Source organism: Arthrobacter sp. CAU 1506 (assembly GCF_005047635.1).
Classification (GTDB): Bacteria; Actinomycetota; Actinomycetes; order Actinomycetales; family Micrococcaceae; genus Crystallibacter.
The window spans coordinates 186,287-203,201 of record NZ_SUKC01000007.1 but is presented as its reverse complement, the minus strand read 5'-3'; the positions used below and the strand labels follow the sequence as shown (position 1 = coordinate 203,201).

Genomic DNA, 16,915 nt, shown 5'->3' with positions numbered 1-16,915 from the left:
GGTCGCTTGGAGCACCTTCGCGGCTCAGCCCTCGGATTCCGCAACCTCACCAACTACATCGCCAGATCACTGCTCGAAGCCGGCGGATTCAGACCGCATTTACACTCTCGATTCCGATGAGCCGGTAAACATGTAACCGTCGTCTACCCGGATGGGAGCACCCAGAAGGGTATTGTTGAAAAAGTTCTTCGCTCTTCAATCTACGTGCAGCATAGAATCAATGGCCAACGACTTGGGACGTTTTCATTGGCATCTGCTGACGATCAGCTCAAAGGAACACTCGCACAACGGGGTCACAAAGGTCCGTACAGGATGTCCGCTAGGTTGAAGATAGAAAGCGTGCCAGCAGGTGACGGTGATGCGCCAATCAGTTATGAGGTTATTAGCTTGATGCGCAAATTCTTGCAGGAGTTGGAGGATCGGATGCCACTAGAAGATTTATTGAACGCTAGTGAAAAGTTCACTCAGATCGAGCGGGAACTTCGTCGCGTGCAAGCAAAATGAGGTCGACTCCTCGGCAGGCTGGTGGACCTGGCGCCCGGCCCCTGCTTCAGCAGAGCCGGGCGCCGTTCGAGGATTGCCGTTGTTGGATTAGCGGGACGTTGGGCACGCCGAGGAGGTTCACGGAAAGCTGACTCCCGGACGACTGTCCGAAATAGAGACGCCGTTCCCGGCCGCGATGTTTAGCCCTCGCCCGCTCCGCCGAACCATCCGGAAGCTAGGGTGCGAAATTCTGGCGGAGGCAGCGCCGAGGCTCCCGCAGGGACCATCCCCAGGAACGGAACGGGGAGATCGCTCAGGTACCGCTGATTATCCAACTCAATGTCGGTGGGCTCCTGCGGCCAGGCACCGATCACCAGCCCCGCGACGGGAAGCGACCGGCGCTGCAGTGCCTCGAGCGTGAGCAAGGTGTGGTTCAACGTCCCGAGCCCGCTGCGGCACACGACGACGATGCCCGCCGTTTGCGGGCTGTCGCCGGCGCCGGCTGTCGTTGTCCCGTCGACGAAGCCGGCGGCCAGATCAGCGAGGCAGAAACCCGGCTCGAGTTCGACGAGCAGTCCGCCGGCCCCCTCCACCAGCACATTATCGAAACCCTCGGCTAGCCGCCGGATGGTCTCGGTGTGCTTCACACGTTCCGGCAGGGAGGCGCCCTCCCGCGCGGCTGCGGCGACCGGGGCCATCGGTAACCGGAGCCGGGCGCCTTCCAAGACGTCGTCGATCCCGGCCAGCCGGCGGACCTCCTCGATGTCCCCGGCCTCCTCAGCCAGCACGCCGGTTTGGACGGGCTTGTAGACCGCGACGGAGGGGCGGACGCTGCGCGCGGAAGCCACGCGGGAGCCCGCCGACAGTGCCGCCGCAAGCGCCGCCGTCGTCATCGTCTTGCCCACGCCGGTATCCGTGCCGGTCACGAACAGGATCCGGGGCAGGCCGGGCAGGCCCGCATCAGGGTGCCTCACCTGTTGCTCCTTTCCGGCGCCGCGGCTTCCACCGTGACGGACAGGGGCGCCTGGAAGGACAGCAGCCGCAGCCAGTCCGGTTCCGGCCCAATCAGCCGTATATCAGGCAGGGCACGGGCAGTTTCCTCCAGGGCCAGGACGGTTTCGAGTTCGGCCAGCCTCGCGCCCAGGCAGCGGTGCAGCCCGTGGCCGAAGGACAGCGAGTAGGCAGTGGGGCCGGCATCGGGCGGGTGGTGGCCGGCCAGTTCCAGCAGGATTTCCGATCCGGCGGGCAGCGCCGTGCCGTCCAAGACGGTGTCGCGGGGGACGGCCCGGCGCCAGGTGTGCACGGACGGTTCCTCGGCCAGGACCCGGCGCACTAGCGTCGATCCGGTGCCGCCGGAGGCCAGCGATTGCCAGCAAGCGGGATCCTGCAGCGCTCGGTACAAGGCGGTGCCGATCAGCAGCGCGGTGGTTTCCTGCCCGGCGATGAGCAGGAAGTAGCCGAGCGAGCAGACCTCGGCGGTCCGGAGCCCGGCCGCGTGCAGTGCGCCGAAGAGGTTGTCGCGCCCGTGGCTGGCGATGGCCTCGGCCCGCAGCCAGGTGTAGAACTCGGCGGCGGTTTTGGCGAGTTCCAGCTGACGCTGCGGATCCGGCCAGCCCCAGAAGAGTTCCAGTGATTCCCGGCTCCAGCGCTTGAGCACGTCCGGGTCCGGCAGCTGGAAGCCGGTCAGTTCCTGCATGATCACCGGCGGGATGTGGGCGCCAACAGCCTGGGCAAGGTCCACCGGACCGTGCGCGAGCTCCGCGGCGGCGGCGTCGGCATGTTGGTGCGTTAATTCGCGCACCCGCGGGCCGATGGCGGCGACCTTGGCGGGGGTGAAGAAGCCTGTTACCACCGAACGCACCGTCCGGTGCAGCTCCCCGGTGGCCGAGGCCAGCACCGGCGGAAGGGCGAAGCGGCTGCGGCTCAGGATCCGCAGGGCCGCCGGGCTCAGCGGCACCACCGAGGTCAAGGCGTTGGTGGGCAGGAAATCGTCCACCCGGCGCAGCACCTGGCGGACCTGCTCGGGGTCGCTGATGACCTGATAGCCCGTGCCCTGGCTCACGCGGGCACCTCCATTCGGGATAGCAGCGTATTAATAAGGCCGGTGGCGTTCCGCAACTGCTCCGGGGCCAGATCCGCGCGGGCGGTCAGCCGCAGCCGCGAGATCCCGTCCGGCACGCTCGGCGGACGGAAGCAGCCCACCAGCACGCCGGCGTCCTCCAGCCTGGCCGCCAGTTCCGCGGCGTGCCGCGGCGAGCCGGCGGGCACCGACTGCACGGCGCCAGCAGCCTGGTCGACACCCAAGGCGGCGGCGATCAGCGCCGCGTTGTGTCCGACGGCGGCCACGCGCTCCGGCTCATCGGCAATGATGCGGCAGGCCTGCGCGGCAGCAGCGGCCGCGGCGGGGGCGAGCCCGGTGTCGAAAATGAAGCTCCGCGCGGTGTTGACCAGATGCTCGCGCAGCGCGGGGGAGCCGAGCACGGCCCCGCCCTGGCTGCCCAGGGCCTTGGACAGCGTGGCGGTCACCGCCACATGCTCCGCTCCGGCCAGCCCGGCAGCGTATACGGCGCCGCGGCCGCGGCCGGCAACGCCGATCCCGTGCGCCTCGTCCACCACCAGTAGCGCGTCGTGTTCGGCGCACAGCCGTGCGGCGGCGGACACGTCCGCGGCGTCACCGAGCACCGAGTAGATCGATTCGATCACGACGACGGCGCGCGGCTGGCTGCGCGCGGCCAGCCGCTGCTTCAGGGCATCCATGTCGCCGTGCGGGAAGTCCTCAACCGGGGAGCGGGAGAGCCGGGCGGCGTCGATCAGCGAGGCGTGGACGTGCTCGTCGTTCAGAATCAGGGTGCCGGGGCCGCCGAGAGCGGTGAGGATGCCCAGGTTCGCGGCGTAGCCGCTGGAGAAGGCCAGGGCCGCGGGCCGGCCGGTGAGCGCGCACAGTTCGGCCTCGAGTTCCGCGTGCACGGCGTGCGTGCCGGTGACGACGCGGGAAGCGCGGGCGCCGGTGCCGTAACGTTCGACGGCGGCGACGGCGGCAGCCTGTAGCCGGGGGTCCGCGGCCAGGCCCAGATAATCATTGGAGGCCAAGTCCAGCACGGCGCCGGTCCGCGGTACCGCGTGCCGGATGATGCCGCGCCGGGCGCGCACTCGGGCCTGGGCGGCGAGCCAGTCCTGCATGGAACCCATCAGCCGTGCACCTCCTTAACGGCGGCACTCATGCCCGCGCCGATCGTCGCAACGTCAGCCGGCGTGCAGACATATGGCGGCATGGTGTAGACGAGGTTGCGGAACGGGCGCACCCAGACCCCGTGCGCCAGGGCCGCACGGGTCACGGCCGGGACGTCCACCGCATCGTGGAGTTCGACGACGCCGACCGCGCCGAGTACCCGCACGTCCCGGACGGACCCCAGCCCAGATGCCGGGGCCAGGGATGCGCGCAGGCCGGCTTCGACGCCTCGCACCTGCTCCTTCCAGCCGGCGGATTCCAGCAGCTGTAGCGAGGCCAAGGCCGTGGCGCAGGCCAGCGGGTTGGCCATAAAGGTCGGCCCGTGCAGGAGGGCCCGGAATTCGGAGGCGGTGATGACTTCCGCGACCGTCGTGGAGCACAGCACCGCGGCCAGGGTCAGGTAGCCGCCGGTGAGGGCTTTGCCCACGCACATGACGTCCGGGACCACTCCTGCCCATTCGCTGGCGAAGAGCCTGCCGGTGCGACCGAAGCCGGTGGCGATTTCGTCGAAGACGAGCAGTAGGCCGTGCGTGTCGGCCACCCGGCGCAGGGCCTGCAGGCATTCGGGCGCGTAGGTATGCATTCCGCCGGCGCCCTGTAGCACCGGTTCCACAATGATCCCGGCCAGCCCGTGCCGGTGCCGGGCGACGGCGGTCTCCAGTTCCGCGGTCCAGCCGGCAACCGCTCCGGCGTCGGAGACCAGGCTGCCGCCGTCTAGCCTCGCGGCCGGCGGCCGGGGGAGGAAATGCTGGACGGGCAGGGAGGGGAAGGCCGAGTGCATGCCGTCCAGCGGATCGCACACGCTCATCGCACCGAAGGTGTCCCCGTGGTAACCACCGCGCAGGGCCAGGAAAGCGTGCCGGCCCGGCCGCCCTGCAGCGGCCTGGTACTGGATGGCCAGCTTCAGCGCGACCTCCACCGAGACCGAACCGGAGTCCGCGAAGAACACGTGCCGCAGCGGATCCGGGGCCAGCTCCGCCAGTTGCTCGGCCAGCCGGACGGCAGGCTCGTGCGTAAGCCCGCCGAACATCACGTGGCTGAACCGCTCCACCTGGCGGCCTACCGCGTCGTCAAGGACGGGATGCCGGTAGCCGTGGATGGCGGACCACCAGGAGCTCATGGCATCCACCGCCTCGAAGCGCGCCCCGTCCTCGGCTTCCAGTTGCAGCCGCACGCCGTCCGCGGCGGCAACCGCATAGGGCGCGGGACCGTCCAGCGGGGCGTACGGATGCCAGAGCAGGCCGCGGTCGCGCGCAAGCAGCGCGGCGCCGGACAGCGCTGCCTCAGGCATTGGGGGCAAGCTCCGTCCCCGCGCCGCGGCGCCGGATGGAAATCTGTGTCGGGGCACCGTCGTCGTCCGCGGCCGCAGTGGGCACCGGGCCGGCGGGAGCCAGGACCGTGAAGCCGGCGTCGGCAATCATCTCCAAGTCCGCCTTCGCGGCCTGGCCCTCGCTGGTCAGGTAGTCGCCGAGGAAGAGCGAGTTGGCCACGTGGAGGGCCAACGGCTGCAGGGAACGCAGGTGCATTTCGCGGCCGCCGGCCATCCGCAGTTCCGTCGAAGGGCAGGCGAAGCGCACCAGCGCCAAGATCCGCAGGCAGTGCGCCGGCGTGAGCAGCCAGGTGTCCTCCAGCGGGGTGCCCTCGAAGGGCATCAGGAAGTTGACCGGGATCGAATCGGTCTCCAACTCGCGCAGGGCGAAGACCGCGTCGATCAGCTCTTCGTCGCTCTCGCCCATGCCTACGATCAGGCCCGAGCAGGGGGAGAGGCCGGCGTCCTTGGCATGATTGACGGTACGCACGCGGTCGGAGTATTCGTGGGTGGTGCAGATGTCGGCGTAGTTGGATTCACTGGTGTTCAGGTTGTGGTTGTAGGCGTCCACCCCGGCGGTCTTGAGCTTTTCCGCTTGCCCGTCCTTGAGGATGCCCAGGCAGGCGCAGACCTCCACCTGCGGGTGCTCGTCCTTGAGCCCGGCGACCATGTTGGCCACTCGGTCCACGTCCCGGTCGGTCGGACCCTTGCCGCTGGCCACCAGGCAGACCCGTGAGGCGCCGGCGCGGATGCCACTGGCGGCCTGTTCGGCTGCCTCTTCCGGTTTGAGCCAGGTGTACTTGAGGATTTCGGCGGCCGAACCCAGGCGCTGCGAGCAGTAGGTGCAGTCCTCCGGGCAGAGGCCCGACTTGAGGTTCACCAAATAATTCACCTTGACGGTATTGCCGAAGTGGGCCCGCCGCAGCGTTGCTGCTGCCGCCGTCAGCTCCAGCAGTTGTGAGTCGTCGGAAGCGAGAATGGCACGCGCATCGTCGCGGGTCAGGGTGCCGCCGGCCAGCTGCCGGCCGGCCAGGTCATGAAAGGAATTGAACACTGTTCAATAGTGGGTGGGGCGGGAGTGCTTGTCAAGGATGGTGCATGATGGACGCGATAACGTGACATCGTTGGGAGACGGAGAGGACGGAGTCCAATGTGGCCCTGACGCGCCAGAAAATTATCGATACGGCCTTGGAAATCTTGCGCTCGTACGGTCTGGCCGATCTCTCGATGCGCAGGCTTGCCCGGGATCTCGGCGTTCAGCCCGGAGCGCTGTATTGGCATGTCAAGAACAAGCAGGAACTGCTGGTGGCGCTGGCTGGGCGAATCCTGGAGCCCGTGAAAGTGGGTCACGCCGGGGGCGACCCTGACGGCGCCGTGCGGCGGTCCGCGCAGGATCTGCGCGGTGCGCTGCTTGCCGTGCGCGACGGCTCGGACGTCGTTTCGCTCGCGCAGGCGCTGGCGCCGGAGTCCTTCACCCCGGTGCATGGAATGACCGCGCTCTTGGCTGAGAGCGGACTGAGCGAACTGCACGCACGCTGGGGGGCGAAGAGCCTGACGCACTACATCCTCGGCGCGGTGGCGGAGGAGCAGGCCAGGGCCGAGCTTGCCCGATCCGGACTGCTGGAACCGGGCCCTGATTCCGACGCTGACGGCGAAGCGTTCCTCTTCGGCGTCAATACGCTGCTCGAGGGGCTGCAGATGCATCGGTCGCGCTGATCCGGGTCCTGCCCCAGGGGCCGATGGGCGGGGCACAGTGCGCCCAAGCATTGGCGACCTGCCCGTATCAGTGGCCGACGTCTGGATGGGTCCTAGAACAAGATGAAGCAGCAGGGAGGCCATAGGTGGTCTCCCTGCTGCTGCAACTGGATGTTCGGACGTGCCGGCGTCAGCTGGTGTGGAGGGTCCCGTCGATCCTGCGGGGCAACGACCACGGGTTGTCGTCCGTGAGGGCCGGCGGCAAGAACTCGGCCGGGACGTTCTGGTAGCTGACGGGCCGCTGGAAGCGGTAGATAGCCAGCGAGCCGACAGACGTTGTGCGGCTGTCCGAGGTAGCAGGGAACGGACCGCCATGGACCATGGTGTGGTTGACTTCCACCCCGGTTGGCCAGCCGTTAAAGAGGATCCGGCCAACCTTGCGTTCCAACACTGGCAGGATGTCGCGGACCACTGTGCCGTCAGCTGGTGCCGAGTGAATGGTGGCGGTCAGTTGGCCGTGGAGCCCCTCAAGCGCTTCGCGTAGTTCAGCGGCATCGGCGTATTCGACCAGGAGCGCGGCCGAGCCGAAGACTTCTTCCTGGAGGTCAGGCGTCTGCATGAAGTGGTGCACCGTGGTCCGGAAGAGCGCCGGGGCGGGAGCGTTGAAAGTGTCGCCGGGGAGGCCGGCAGCCAACGGCTCCACTCCGGGGTGATCCAGGGCCGCGATCCCGTCCTGGTAGGAGGTGGCGATTGCGGGGGACAGCATGGTTTGGCCGTGCGCTCCGGAGACGGCTGCGCTCGCGCGTTCCACGAACCGCTGCGATTCCTTTGGAACAAAGAGGAGGCCGGGGTTGGTGCAGAATTGGCCCGCCCCCAATGTCAGCGACCCGACGAACCCGTCGGCGAGGGACTCGGGATCTGCCTGCATGGCCTCCGGGAGGATAACCACCGGGTTGATGCTGGACATCTCGGCGTAGACGGGGATGGGCTCCGGCCGGGCCGCCGCTGTGCGCATCAGGTCGGTGCCAGCCGCTTGGGAGCCGGTGAAGCCGATGGCTTTGACGGCGGGGTGGGCTGCCAATTCCTGCCCGATGGTGCTGCCGGAGCCGAAAAGGATGGAGAAGGTTCCGGCAGGCAGCCCGGAGGCTGAGACAGCCTGGGTCACGGCCTGACCGACGAGTTCGGCCGTACCGGGGTGGGCATTGTGCGCCTTCACGATCACGGGGCAGCCAGCAGCTAGGGCTGAGGCTGTATCGCCGCCGGCGGTGGAGAATGCCAGCGGAAAATTGCTGGCGCCGAAGACGGCGACGGGCCCCAAGGGGATCTGGCGCTGTCTGATGTCTGGCGCCGCTGCGGGAAGCCGGTCCGGTTGTGCGCGGTCGATTCGGACCTCGTGGTGGGCGCCCAGCCGGAGTTCGGCTGCGAACATCCGTAGCTGGCCGGTGGTGCGGCCGTGTTCGCCCTGCAGCCGGGCCAGTGGTAGCCCGGTTTCCTGATGTGCACGCTGAACGACTTCATCCTTGATGCTGTCCAGGTTGGCGGCAATGGCTTCAAGGAACGCGGCGCGCCGGTCAGGGGCGGTGGTTCGGTAAGTGTCGAATGCCTCCGCCGCCTGTTTCGCCGCGGCGTCTACGTCCGCCGGGCCGACGAAGGTGAATTCGGGGTCGAGGGATTCCCCGGTGGCCGGGTTGATGGCCCGGGTACTGCCGTGTGAACCGACGGTGGGCTCGCTGGCAATGATCGATCGTCCAGTGATGGGCATGTTGCCTCTTTCAGTCGTGAGGGAAGGGTCGCTGATGTCGATCCGGATCAGGCGGCGAGCCAGCCGCCGTCGACGTTCAGGAGCTGGCCGGTCACATAGCGGGACGCGTCCGAGAGCAGGAAGACGGCCATCCCGCCGAGATCGGCCGGGGTTCCCAGCCGGTCCATCGGAATGCGACCCATGATCCGTTCGCGCTGTCCAGGCTGGCTGAACAGGTCTTCGGTCAATTTGGTCTGGAAATAGCCGGGTCCGATGACGTTCGACCGGATGCCGAAGCGGGACCATTCCGTTGACAGGATGCGGGCGATGCCGACCATGGCGGTCTTGGAGGCCACGTACGGCGCAATCCGGGGGAGGGCGATGGTGCTGTTCAGCGAGCCGATAAACACATGGGAGCCCGGCCTGGACTCGGCCTGCTGGCGCCGGGCGATGGCCGTGCTGAGGAAGAAGGGTGCTTCGGCGTTCATCGTCTGAACGAACCGCCAGTCCTCGGGGGTGACGTCCACCGCGTCCTTGCGGCGTTGGACACCGGCGGCGTGGACGACACCATCGATTGCACCGCGTTCACTGATGGTCTCGACTAGTTCCGGAATAGCTTCCAGGTTCGACAAATCGGCAGGGTGGACGAAGCAGTCTGAACGGCCTGCACGCCGGGCCAGATCAGCTGTTTCTGCCAGCTGGTCCGCCGAACGGGCGACGAGCGTGACGCGGGCGCCCGCCAGCGCGGCGGACAGCGCCATGCCCTGGCCCAGGCCGCGGCCTGCCCCGGTGACAACAATATGGCGTCCTGCCAGGCTGAAATCCGACGGCGTGCAGGCGAGGTCTACCGGGAAGGTGGGGTCGGCAGCGACCGATGTCATGAATTGCTCCTTAAAGTGTGGGGTAAGCGAACGATGCTTTGAATCCTGGGCGCGGGGGCCTAAGCATCCTTCAGTGGGTCGAGAAGTTGCTCAGCCGAATCGTAGATTCGGGTGAGATGGCGCAAGGAGGCTTCCCGGGCGGCCGCGGCGTCACCGGCAAAGATTGCCTGCGCAATCTCCGTGTGCTCCATCATTGTCTGGTTTTGCGCAGCTTCGTATCCGAGGCTTGTTTCGTATACGCGGTGCAAGTATTCGTTGATCGGATTGACGATGTGCACGAAAAACTGGTTGCCCGACGCGGCTGCAATGGCCTCATGGAATTCCAGGTCCCACGCGAGCGCAGAGACGTGGTCATCTCCGGCCGCAGAAAATTCCTTCAGGGCGGTGCGGATCCGGGCTTCGTCGGCCGGCGTCCGCCTTCGCGCCGCCAGTTCCGTCATGCCCACTTCAAGAACCAAACGCATCTCCATCAGGTCCGGAAAAGCGCCGTGCTTCAGCTCAAGCATGAGTTCGAACTGCCGCGAGATCGATGTGCCGTCAAACTCGGCCACAATCATTCCCCGACCTGGTCGAATGTCGACCAAGCCCCGCTCATCGAGGATCCTTCCGGCCTCCCGCACCACGCTGCGGCTGACGTCGTACAAATCGGCCAGTTCGGGTTCCGTGGGCAGCTTGTCGCCGGGCTGAAGCCCGTCGGCTATGAGCTTGTCCTTGATTTTTTCGGCGATCTGGTCTGACAGCCGGTTCCGACGATTGCGTGCGGTCTTGGACTGGCTGCGTGGTGCCGCCGCGGCTTGGGTGCTGTTTGTGGCTACCATCGTGGCAGTTCCCCTTTCCATGGCGTTGATATCGGCTCCTCTAGGCAACCCTGCATCGTAATTCCTCTCCGCGCACGGCGCGCACGGCTTCATCGCTCGCCAACTGCTGAAGATTGCGCAGTGAATCTTCGTCGTAGAAGGCAGCATGGGGTGTCAGAACAACTTCCGGCATGAGGCGGAGCGGCGAGTCGGCCGGCAACGGCTCCGGATCGGTAACGTCCAAAACCGCACCGGCAACCTTCCCGTCTTTGACGGCGGACGCCAAGGCGTCAAGGTCGACGAGGGGACCGCGTGCCGTGTTGACCAGGACGATGCCCTCCTGGGCTCTCGCGAAGAAGTCTTCTCCAACCATCCGATGGGTTTCCGGAGTGCTCGGAGCGTGCAGGGTGACGGCATGGGAACGAGCGGCCAGCTCTTCGATGCCCACCTGCGCGATGCCAAGGTTGGCGAAGACCTCGGCAGGGCAGAACGGGTCGAATCCGACAAAGCTGAAGCCAAAGGGCGTGAGCCGCTTGTGTACGGCCTGCGCAATGCGCCCCATTCCCACCAGCCCCACGGTCATGGACCGGAAACCTGGGATCGGTCCCACGTCGCCGGGGCGGGTCCAGCCGTTCGCCTGAATCCGCTGGTTGTACAAGGGGATGCGGCGTGCCATGGTCAGCAGCGAAGCCACTGCATGATCGGCCACGGTGTCCACACCGTAATCCGGCACGTTCGCCACCTGCACGCCTAATTGACGCGCGGCATCCAGGTCCACGTTGTCGTAGCCAATTCCATACCTGACCACGGTCGCTCCGGCATTCATGCGCTCCAACACGGCGCGTGTGATCGGCGCAAAGTTGACTATCGCAACGTCTGCGCCCGCCACGGCATCAGCGGTCTCCTGCTCCTCTACACAGGTGAAGCAGGCAAACGTCGCACCGTTTTCCACCGCCGCGGCTTCTTCAATCGTGACATCACGGAATGCGTGGTCTGTGACGACAACTCGCTTCATCGCTTCATCTCCCTTGGTTCTTGTAGAGGTCCGGTTCTCGCGCTTTGCGACGTGGTTCCGTAAACCAGTTGATCACATCATATGATGATTGTATGTTAGCCTGTGACTCCAGTCACGGGAAACCGCACAGTTTCTTGGAAGAAGACGACGGTAAATGCCGATTAGTCCCCGTTCACCTTCATGAAAGGCACGACCATGAACGCCATCGAACCCATCGCCGCATCACGTCACGGGCGCCGCCACGCTCCGAGCTTTAGAGCCTGGACCGGCGTGGCTGGTCTGGCCTGTGCCGGCTTGCTGCTGGCCGGCTGTGGAGGCAAGGCTCCGGCAGCCGCCGGCGCGAGCGATGCGGAGCTCAGCATCGGCATCTTCGTGGACAACGCCTTCGGCGACGGCGACTTCTTCGACCAGGCAGCCAAGGCCCAGGCATCCCTGGAGGAGGGCGGCGCGGCCGTCAACACCTACGAGGGGCAGCTTCAGGCGCAGAACTTTGCGCCTTTGCTGCAGGACGCCGCAGATGCCAACGACCTGGTGTTCGTGCTTGGGTTCGAAGCGATTGATGCCCTGATCGACACCGCGGCGGAAAACCCGGACACGACCTTCGTCTTCCTGGACGGTGTGGTGGACAGCGCCGAGGTGGTTTCTGCCGAGTTCCGTACGGCCGAAGGGTGCTTCATGGCGGGAGCCTTGGCCGCCACCGTCAACGGCGAGGCAGGCGCGGACACTGCCGGGTTTATCGGCGGCGTGAACGCCCCGGTCATCCAAAATTGCGAAGCGGGCTACGTTCAGGGCGTGGAGCATGTTGCGCCAGACATGAAGGTCGCTGCCCAGTACGTCGGCTCCTTCGTGGATCCGGCCAAGGGACGCGAAATCGGTCTGGCCTTGAAGAACAAGGGTGCGTACGCGCAGTACGCCTACGCAGGTCTTTCCGGTGCAGGCATCTTCGATGCAGCCAAATCAGGCCAGGAGATCGCACCCATCGGCATCGTCACCGACAAGAGTTCGCTGGCCCCCGGTAAGGTCCCGGGCAGCGTTGAAATGAAGGTCGATGCAGTAATCGAGCAGTTGACCGAGGACTTTACCGCCGGCACCTTGAAGCAGGGGTCCCAGCAGAGCTATGGATTCGCCGAGGACGGCTGGGGAATGGTTTACGACGAGAAAATCCTCGGTGCGGACAACGTCGCGGCCCTGAGCGAGTTGGAGGCGAAGATCGCCAGCGGGGAAGTGAAAGTCAATGTCCAGTAACGATCAGGCGGCCCCCAGCCCCGTGCTGGAACTGCAGGGTATTACCAAGACGTTCGGCCCCGTCGTCGCCAATGAAAACGTCAATTTCGACCTCTATCCCGGTGAAATCCACGCCCTCGTGGGCGAGAACGGTGCCGGGAAAACCACTCTGATGAGGATTCTGTTCGGCATGTACCGGCCAAACGCCGGGAGTATCCGTTTGGGTGGCAGGGAAGTCGAGCTTAAAAAGCCAATGGACGCGATTGAGCACGGCATCGGCATGGTTCATCAGCACTTCATGCTGGTGCCTAGCTTCTCGGTACTGGAGAACATCACTCTCGGTGCCGAGCCTGGCGCCGGCGGCCTGTTCGACCGAGGCCGAGCGGAAGAGGCCGCCCGCGGTCCCATGGAGCGGCTGGGGCTGGCCCTTGACCCGAGTACGGTCACCGGCAGCCTCAACGTGGCGACCCAGCAGAAGCTTGAGATCACGAAGGTGCTCTACCGCGGGGCCAAGATCATCATCCTGGATGAGCCCACAGCAGTGCTGACCCCGCAGGAGACCGAGGAGCTTTTCGTCCTCTTAAAGAAACTTGCCGCTGACGGTTCGTCGATCATCTTCATCTCGCACAAGTTGCGGGAGGTGTTTGCCGTGGCAGACCGGATCACCGTCCTGCGCAATGGACGCACCGTCAGCACCACACCGGCCCGAGACCTCGACGCGTCCGCTGTGGTGGCCGCAATGACGGGGCGGAGCGACGTTAACCTGGGGCGGATTACCCGGAACGCGCCGGAAGACGACGTTGTCTTGTCGGTCTCCGGCCTCAGTACCGCGAAGTTCGAGCACGATGCGGCGCTGGATTCGATCAACTTTGAAGTCAGGGCGGGGGAGGTAGTCGGGATCGCCGGCGTTGAGGGCAACGGCCAGTCCGCCTTGGCGGAAACCCTCATCGGCACCGCGGCCCCGCTCGCGGGGAAGATCGAGCTTGCCGGTACTGACTTGACGCGGCTGGCGGTCTCGGCGCGCCGCGATCTGGGGCTCTCCTATGTTCCAGAGGACCGCCACCGCGAAGGCATTCCCATCAACGGATCGGTCCTCGAGGGGCTCGCCGCGGGTACGCTTCGCCGGCACCGGGGCTGGAACGGACTCGCTAATGCCTTCCCGCGCGCGCTGCAAGCTTGGGGCACCGACATGATCAGCAAATACGCCATCAGGACGTCGGGCCGCAACGCCAAGTGCCACACCCTCTCTGGCGGCAATCAGCAGAAGATCGTCATGGCCCGGGAACTTGAAGAGCAGCCCAAATGCATTGTCCTCGCACAGCCGACCCGGGGCGTTGACCTGGGCGCCATCGAATTCCTCTACGACCGGATTGCCGAAGCGACCGCGCGTAGCTGCGCCGTGGTGCTGATCTCGGCAGACCTCGACGAGATCCTGCGATTGTCCGACCGCGTGCTGGTGATGTACCGGGGGCGGATGGTCGCAGAGGAGACGGCGACTGAAACCAGCCGCGAAGAACTCGGTATGCATATGACCGGCGCCAAAGCTTTAGGAACAGCAGCATGAACACCCAGACCGCTACTGCACAGCAGGCCGACCCGCAGAGGAAGAGCCACCTCCCGGAGGGTGACCGGCGACGCCGGCCTAAGGCCTCCGGCCGAGCTGGCATGCCCCTGGCCCGTCGCTTGATCCAACCTGCGTTTATTCTTGTTGCCGGGCTGATCATGGCCTTGGTACTGATTGCCGCACAAGGATATGAACCCTTCTCCACACTGGGCGCCGGACTCGACTACGCCTTAGGTAATCCGGCAAGCATCGCCAGGACGCTGGCGTGGGGATTGCCCTTGTTCGTCGCCTCGATCGGCGTCTGTCTGGCGTATCGCTCCGGCATGTTCAACATCGGAGCCGAAGGACAGATCTACGCGGGTGCCATGGCAGCTGCCTTGGCGGGAGCCTACATCGGGCCCATGCTCAGCGGCCTCCATCTGCTCCTCTGCTTGCTGTTTGCGGCCGTAGTCGGCGGACTCATTGCGGCTGGCCTGGGATGGCTGCGCGCAGCTTGGGGGGTGGACGAAGTCCTCTCCACCCTGCTGTCGAACTACATCATCATGCTGTTCTGCGCCTATCTGGCTACCTCGCCGCTCCGAGATCCCGCGCGGCAAAGCGGCACGACCAAAGAAGTGTTCGACACCGCCATGTTTGGCGAAATCATGCCGCGGACCCAGCTGACCTCGGCACTCTTCGTGGTCATCGTCCTCTGCGCCGCTACCTGGTGGCTCAGCGAACGATCCGTCACCGGCTACCGCTGGCGGATGACCGGCGAGAGCCCGGACTTTGCCGCTGCCTCGGGCATCAGCGTGAAAAAAGCCCGCATCGCGTCGATGGCGACAAGCGGTGCCCTGTGTGGCATCGGCGGTGCCCTCCTGGTCACGGCGTCCCAAGGCCGCTTCTGGACCGAAATCGGTACCGGCATCGGCTGGGACGCAGTACTGATCGCCTTGATCAGCCGGGCACGCCCCGTGCCGGCCATCATCTGGGTGTCTGTGTACTGCATCATGAGGTCCGCGGCCCGCGGCATCGAGCAGGTCTCAACGGTGCCGTCCGAGCTCTCGCTGGTCCTCATCTCCGGCATCATCATCGCGGCCGCCGCCCGCGCCGGAATTTTCAGCCAATTTACCGCCCTGAAGCAGCGGTTCGCCCACGTGAAAGGACACTGAGACATGGATTGGATTGATGCCTTCCTCGCTTCGGGCATTCGGTTCACCACACCGATCCTGCTCGCTGCGCTGGCCTGTCTTCCCACCGCTTGGACCAAGGACCTGAATGTTGGGCTGGAGGGCGCCATGCTCTTCGGTGCCTTCTCCGGCGTCGTCATTGGCCTCTCCACTGAATCAGGGATTGCGGCTGTGGGACTCACCGTCCTCATCGGTGCGGCGTGTGGTGCCGTGTTTGGTTACCTCATCACCTATTTGCGGGTGAATGTGTTTGTGGCCGGCATAGTCCTGAACGTCTTCGCCGCGGGCGCGACGGTCTACCTGCTGCGATCAATGTTCGGTGTCAAGGGAACGTTGAGCGACGATCGAATCCCGGCCATGGCTTCGGTCAGCATTCCGGGCATCGACGGTATCCCGGTGTTGGGTGCTGTCCTGTCAGGTCATTCAATCCTGACCTACGTCAGTTGGGCGATTATCGTTGTCGCTGCGCTCGCGGTCCGCTACACGGTCTTGGTCCGCCACTTGAAGGCAGCAGGCGAGCATCCGGCAGCCCTGACTGCAGCTGGCGGCAACGTCACGCGGATGCGCATTCTCGCCCAGGTCTGGTGCTTCGCGCTGTGCGGTTTGGCCGGAGTGCAGTTGAGCATGGGTCAGCTCACCCTTTTCACCGAAGGCATGACCAGTGGCCTTGGATTCGTTGCCTTGGCAGCCGTCATCTTCTGCCGCGGTAAGGTACTGCTGCTCGCCCTCATGTCGGTTGGCTTCGGTCTCTCGTCTGCGGTGGCGGTGCAAGTGAACGCCTCCGTGATGCCACCCCAGTTCGCCCAGATGATCCCCTACCTGGTCGCGTTTATCGGCCTCATCGTCCTGGCCCGTACCGCCAAGGACGGCGGCATCCGCATTGCAACCCCCGTACTGGAGGACTGAAGCATGAACGACGAATCCCTGACCGCCGCTGACGTCGACCTCTTCGAACAGGCCAAGGCCATGCTGACTAAGGCCCATCACGGAGAGCGGCATCAGGTGGCGGCCGCCGTGCGGACCAGCACCGGGGCCGTCTATCTGGGCCTGCACATCGGTTCCCGCCGGATAAATGTTTGTGCGGAGTCCTCGGCCATCGCCAACGCACAGATGGCGGCCGATGCAGACATCACCCAAGTGGTTGCCGTCTGCAAAGACAGCGCAGGACGAGTGGTGGTCACCAACCCGTGCGGCGTCTGCCGGGAACTTATGGGTACCTACTGTCCCGACGCCGACGTCATCATCGACCTGCGCGGGGCCGTGCGCAAGGTGCCCGCCAAGACCCTAATGCCCGAGCCGTGGATGTTCCCGCATGAGAACAGCTGGACGGTCGGCGACCCGACGAGTGAAAGCAAATAATGGAAAAGCCAACGATTACAGATATCTGCCTGATTACCCGCGATCTGGACGCCTCGATTGCGTTCTACACGAAGAAACTCGGCTACACCCTCAAGCACCGGATGCCGGGATTCGCTGACTTCGCTGGCCCGGGTGTCATCCTCGCCCTCTGGGAGGCTGGAAAAATCACCGAGACTACCGGCGTGCCGTCCCAAACGACCGATCCCGCCGGGCACGGAGTGATGCTCGCGGTGAAGCTCGATTCACCAGCGGCAATCGATGCGATGTACTCGGACCTCACCGCTCGCGGTGTGGAGGTTTACTCCCAACCGGAGGATTACCCCTGGAACGCGCGGTGCCTCTACTTTGCGGGGCCGTGCGGCGAACTCTGGGAATTTTTCGCATGGTATGAGGGCGGAGAGCCCGGCGCCGTTGATTCTGCTGCTGCCGCCGCCGCTTCCTGACCCGCC

Annotated in this window: 17 protein-coding genes; 8 read left to right on the top strand and 9 right to left on the bottom strand. The window is 65.4% G+C overall.

The annotated features are described in order from the left end of the window. Positions 1 to 339: 339 nt before the first annotated feature. Positions 340 to 504, top strand: coding sequence for a hypothetical protein (locus E4J89_RS19380; RefSeq protein WP_169303973.1), 165 nt, complete (start codon positions 340 to 342; stop codon positions 502 to 504). A gap of 179 nt (positions 505 to 683) precedes the next feature. On the opposite strand, the gene bioD is transcribed toward E4J89_RS19380, so the two are convergent. Genes bioD through bioB form a run of 5 tightly spaced genes read right to left on the bottom strand, consistent with a single transcriptional unit; the run spans position 684 to position 6,075 of the window. After that, a complete protein-coding gene (gene bioD / locus E4J89_RS10390) occupies positions 684 to 1,457 on the bottom strand; it encodes a dethiobiotin synthase (RefSeq protein WP_240691840.1) in 774 nt (257 codons plus the stop codon). After that, positions 1,454 to 2,545, bottom strand: coding sequence for a cytochrome P450 (locus tag E4J89_RS10385; protein ID WP_136786052.1), 1,092 nt, complete (start codon positions 2,543 to 2,545; stop codon positions 1,454 to 1,456). The genes bioD and E4J89_RS10385 overlap by 4 nt, the downstream gene beginning before the upstream one ends. Next, the gene (locus E4J89_RS10380; RefSeq protein WP_205754463.1) at positions 2,542 to 3,663 is read right to left on the bottom strand and encodes an 8-amino-7-oxononanoate synthase; all 1,122 of its coding nucleotides are present in this window, start codon (positions 3,661 to 3,663) and stop codon (positions 2,542 to 2,544) included. Before E4J89_RS10380 ends, E4J89_RS10385 begins: the two co-directional genes overlap by 4 nt. Positions 3,664 to 3,671: 8 nt before the next feature. Then, the gene (locus tag E4J89_RS10375; RefSeq protein ID WP_136786050.1) at positions 3,672 to 5,003 is read right to left on the bottom strand and encodes an adenosylmethionine--8-amino-7-oxononanoate transaminase; all 1,332 of its coding nucleotides are present in this window, start codon (positions 5,001 to 5,003) and stop codon (positions 3,672 to 3,674) included. Further along, positions 4,996 to 6,075: a biotin synthase BioB gene (gene bioB / locus E4J89_RS10370; RefSeq protein WP_136786049.1), complete on the bottom strand. Its 1,080-nt coding sequence runs from the start codon at positions 6,073 to 6,075 to the stop codon at positions 4,996 to 4,998. Before bioB ends, E4J89_RS10375 begins: the two co-directional genes overlap by 8 nt. A gap of 98 nt (positions 6,076 to 6,173) precedes the next feature. On the opposite strand from bioB, the gene E4J89_RS10365 reads away from it, so the two are divergent. After that, the gene (locus E4J89_RS10365; protein WP_136786048.1) at positions 6,174 to 6,737 is read left to right on the top strand and encodes a TetR family transcriptional regulator; all 564 of its coding nucleotides are present in this window, start codon (positions 6,174 to 6,176) and stop codon (positions 6,735 to 6,737) included. 169 nt (positions 6,738 to 6,906) lie between these two features. On the opposite strand, the gene E4J89_RS10360 is transcribed toward E4J89_RS10365, so the two are convergent. The 4 genes from E4J89_RS10360 to E4J89_RS10345 are packed head-to-tail and all read right to left on the bottom strand — an operon-like array spanning position 6,907 to position 11,150. Continuing rightward, the gene (locus E4J89_RS10360) at positions 6,907 to 8,478 is read right to left on the bottom strand and encodes an aldehyde dehydrogenase (NADP(+)) (RefSeq protein ID WP_136786047.1); all 1,572 of its coding nucleotides are present in this window, start codon (positions 8,476 to 8,478) and stop codon (positions 6,907 to 6,909) included. Positions 8,479 to 8,525: 47 nt separating this feature from the next. Further along, a complete protein-coding gene (locus E4J89_RS10355) occupies positions 8,526 to 9,338 on the bottom strand; it encodes an SDR family oxidoreductase (RefSeq protein ID WP_136786046.1) in 813 nt (270 codons plus the stop codon). Between the two features lie 59 nt (positions 9,339 to 9,397). Next, positions 9,398 to 10,249 (bottom strand): FadR/GntR family transcriptional regulator, encoded by an 852-nt coding sequence (locus E4J89_RS10350; protein WP_205754461.1) that lies wholly within the window; start codon positions 10,247 to 10,249, stop codon positions 9,398 to 9,400. Beyond that, positions 10,197 to 11,150, bottom strand: coding sequence for a C-terminal binding protein (locus E4J89_RS10345; protein ID WP_136786045.1), 954 nt, complete (start codon positions 11,148 to 11,150; stop codon positions 10,197 to 10,199). Before E4J89_RS10345 ends, E4J89_RS10350 begins: the two co-directional genes overlap by 53 nt. Before the next feature lie 195 nt (positions 11,151 to 11,345). On the opposite strand from E4J89_RS10345, the gene E4J89_RS10340 reads away from it, so the two are divergent. Genes E4J89_RS10340 through E4J89_RS10315 form a run of 6 tightly spaced genes read left to right on the top strand, consistent with a single transcriptional unit; the run spans position 11,346 to position 16,909 of the window. Beyond that, positions 11,346 to 12,395, top strand: a complete 1,050-nt coding sequence (locus E4J89_RS10340) for a BMP family protein (protein WP_169303972.1) — start codon at positions 11,346 to 11,348, stop codon at positions 12,393 to 12,395. Next, positions 12,385 to 13,938 carry an ABC transporter ATP-binding protein gene (locus E4J89_RS10335; protein ID WP_136786043.1) on the top strand — a complete coding sequence of 518 codons (1,554 nt, stop codon included), beginning with the start codon at positions 12,385 to 12,387 and terminating at the stop codon, positions 13,936 to 13,938. The genes E4J89_RS10340 and E4J89_RS10335 overlap by 11 nt, the downstream gene beginning before the upstream one ends. Further along, positions 13,935 to 15,089 carry an ABC transporter permease gene (locus tag E4J89_RS10330; protein ID WP_136786042.1) on the top strand — a complete coding sequence of 385 codons (1,155 nt, stop codon included), beginning with the start codon at positions 13,935 to 13,937 and terminating at the stop codon, positions 15,087 to 15,089. Before E4J89_RS10335 ends, E4J89_RS10330 begins: the two co-directional genes overlap by 4 nt. Positions 15,090 to 15,092: 3 nt before the next feature. Beyond that, positions 15,093 to 16,013: an ABC transporter permease gene (locus E4J89_RS10325; RefSeq protein WP_136786041.1), complete on the top strand. Its 921-nt coding sequence runs from the start codon at positions 15,093 to 15,095 to the stop codon at positions 16,011 to 16,013. Between the two features lie 3 nt (positions 16,014 to 16,016). After that, positions 16,017 to 16,466, top strand: a complete 450-nt coding sequence (locus E4J89_RS10320) for a cytidine deaminase (RefSeq protein ID WP_136786040.1) — start codon at positions 16,017 to 16,019, stop codon at positions 16,464 to 16,466. Further along, positions 16,466 to 16,909, top strand: coding sequence for a VOC family protein (locus tag E4J89_RS10315; protein WP_136786039.1), 444 nt, complete (start codon positions 16,466 to 16,468; stop codon positions 16,907 to 16,909). Before E4J89_RS10320 ends, E4J89_RS10315 begins: the two co-directional genes overlap by 1 nt. Positions 16,910 to 16,915 lie beyond the last annotated feature (6 nt).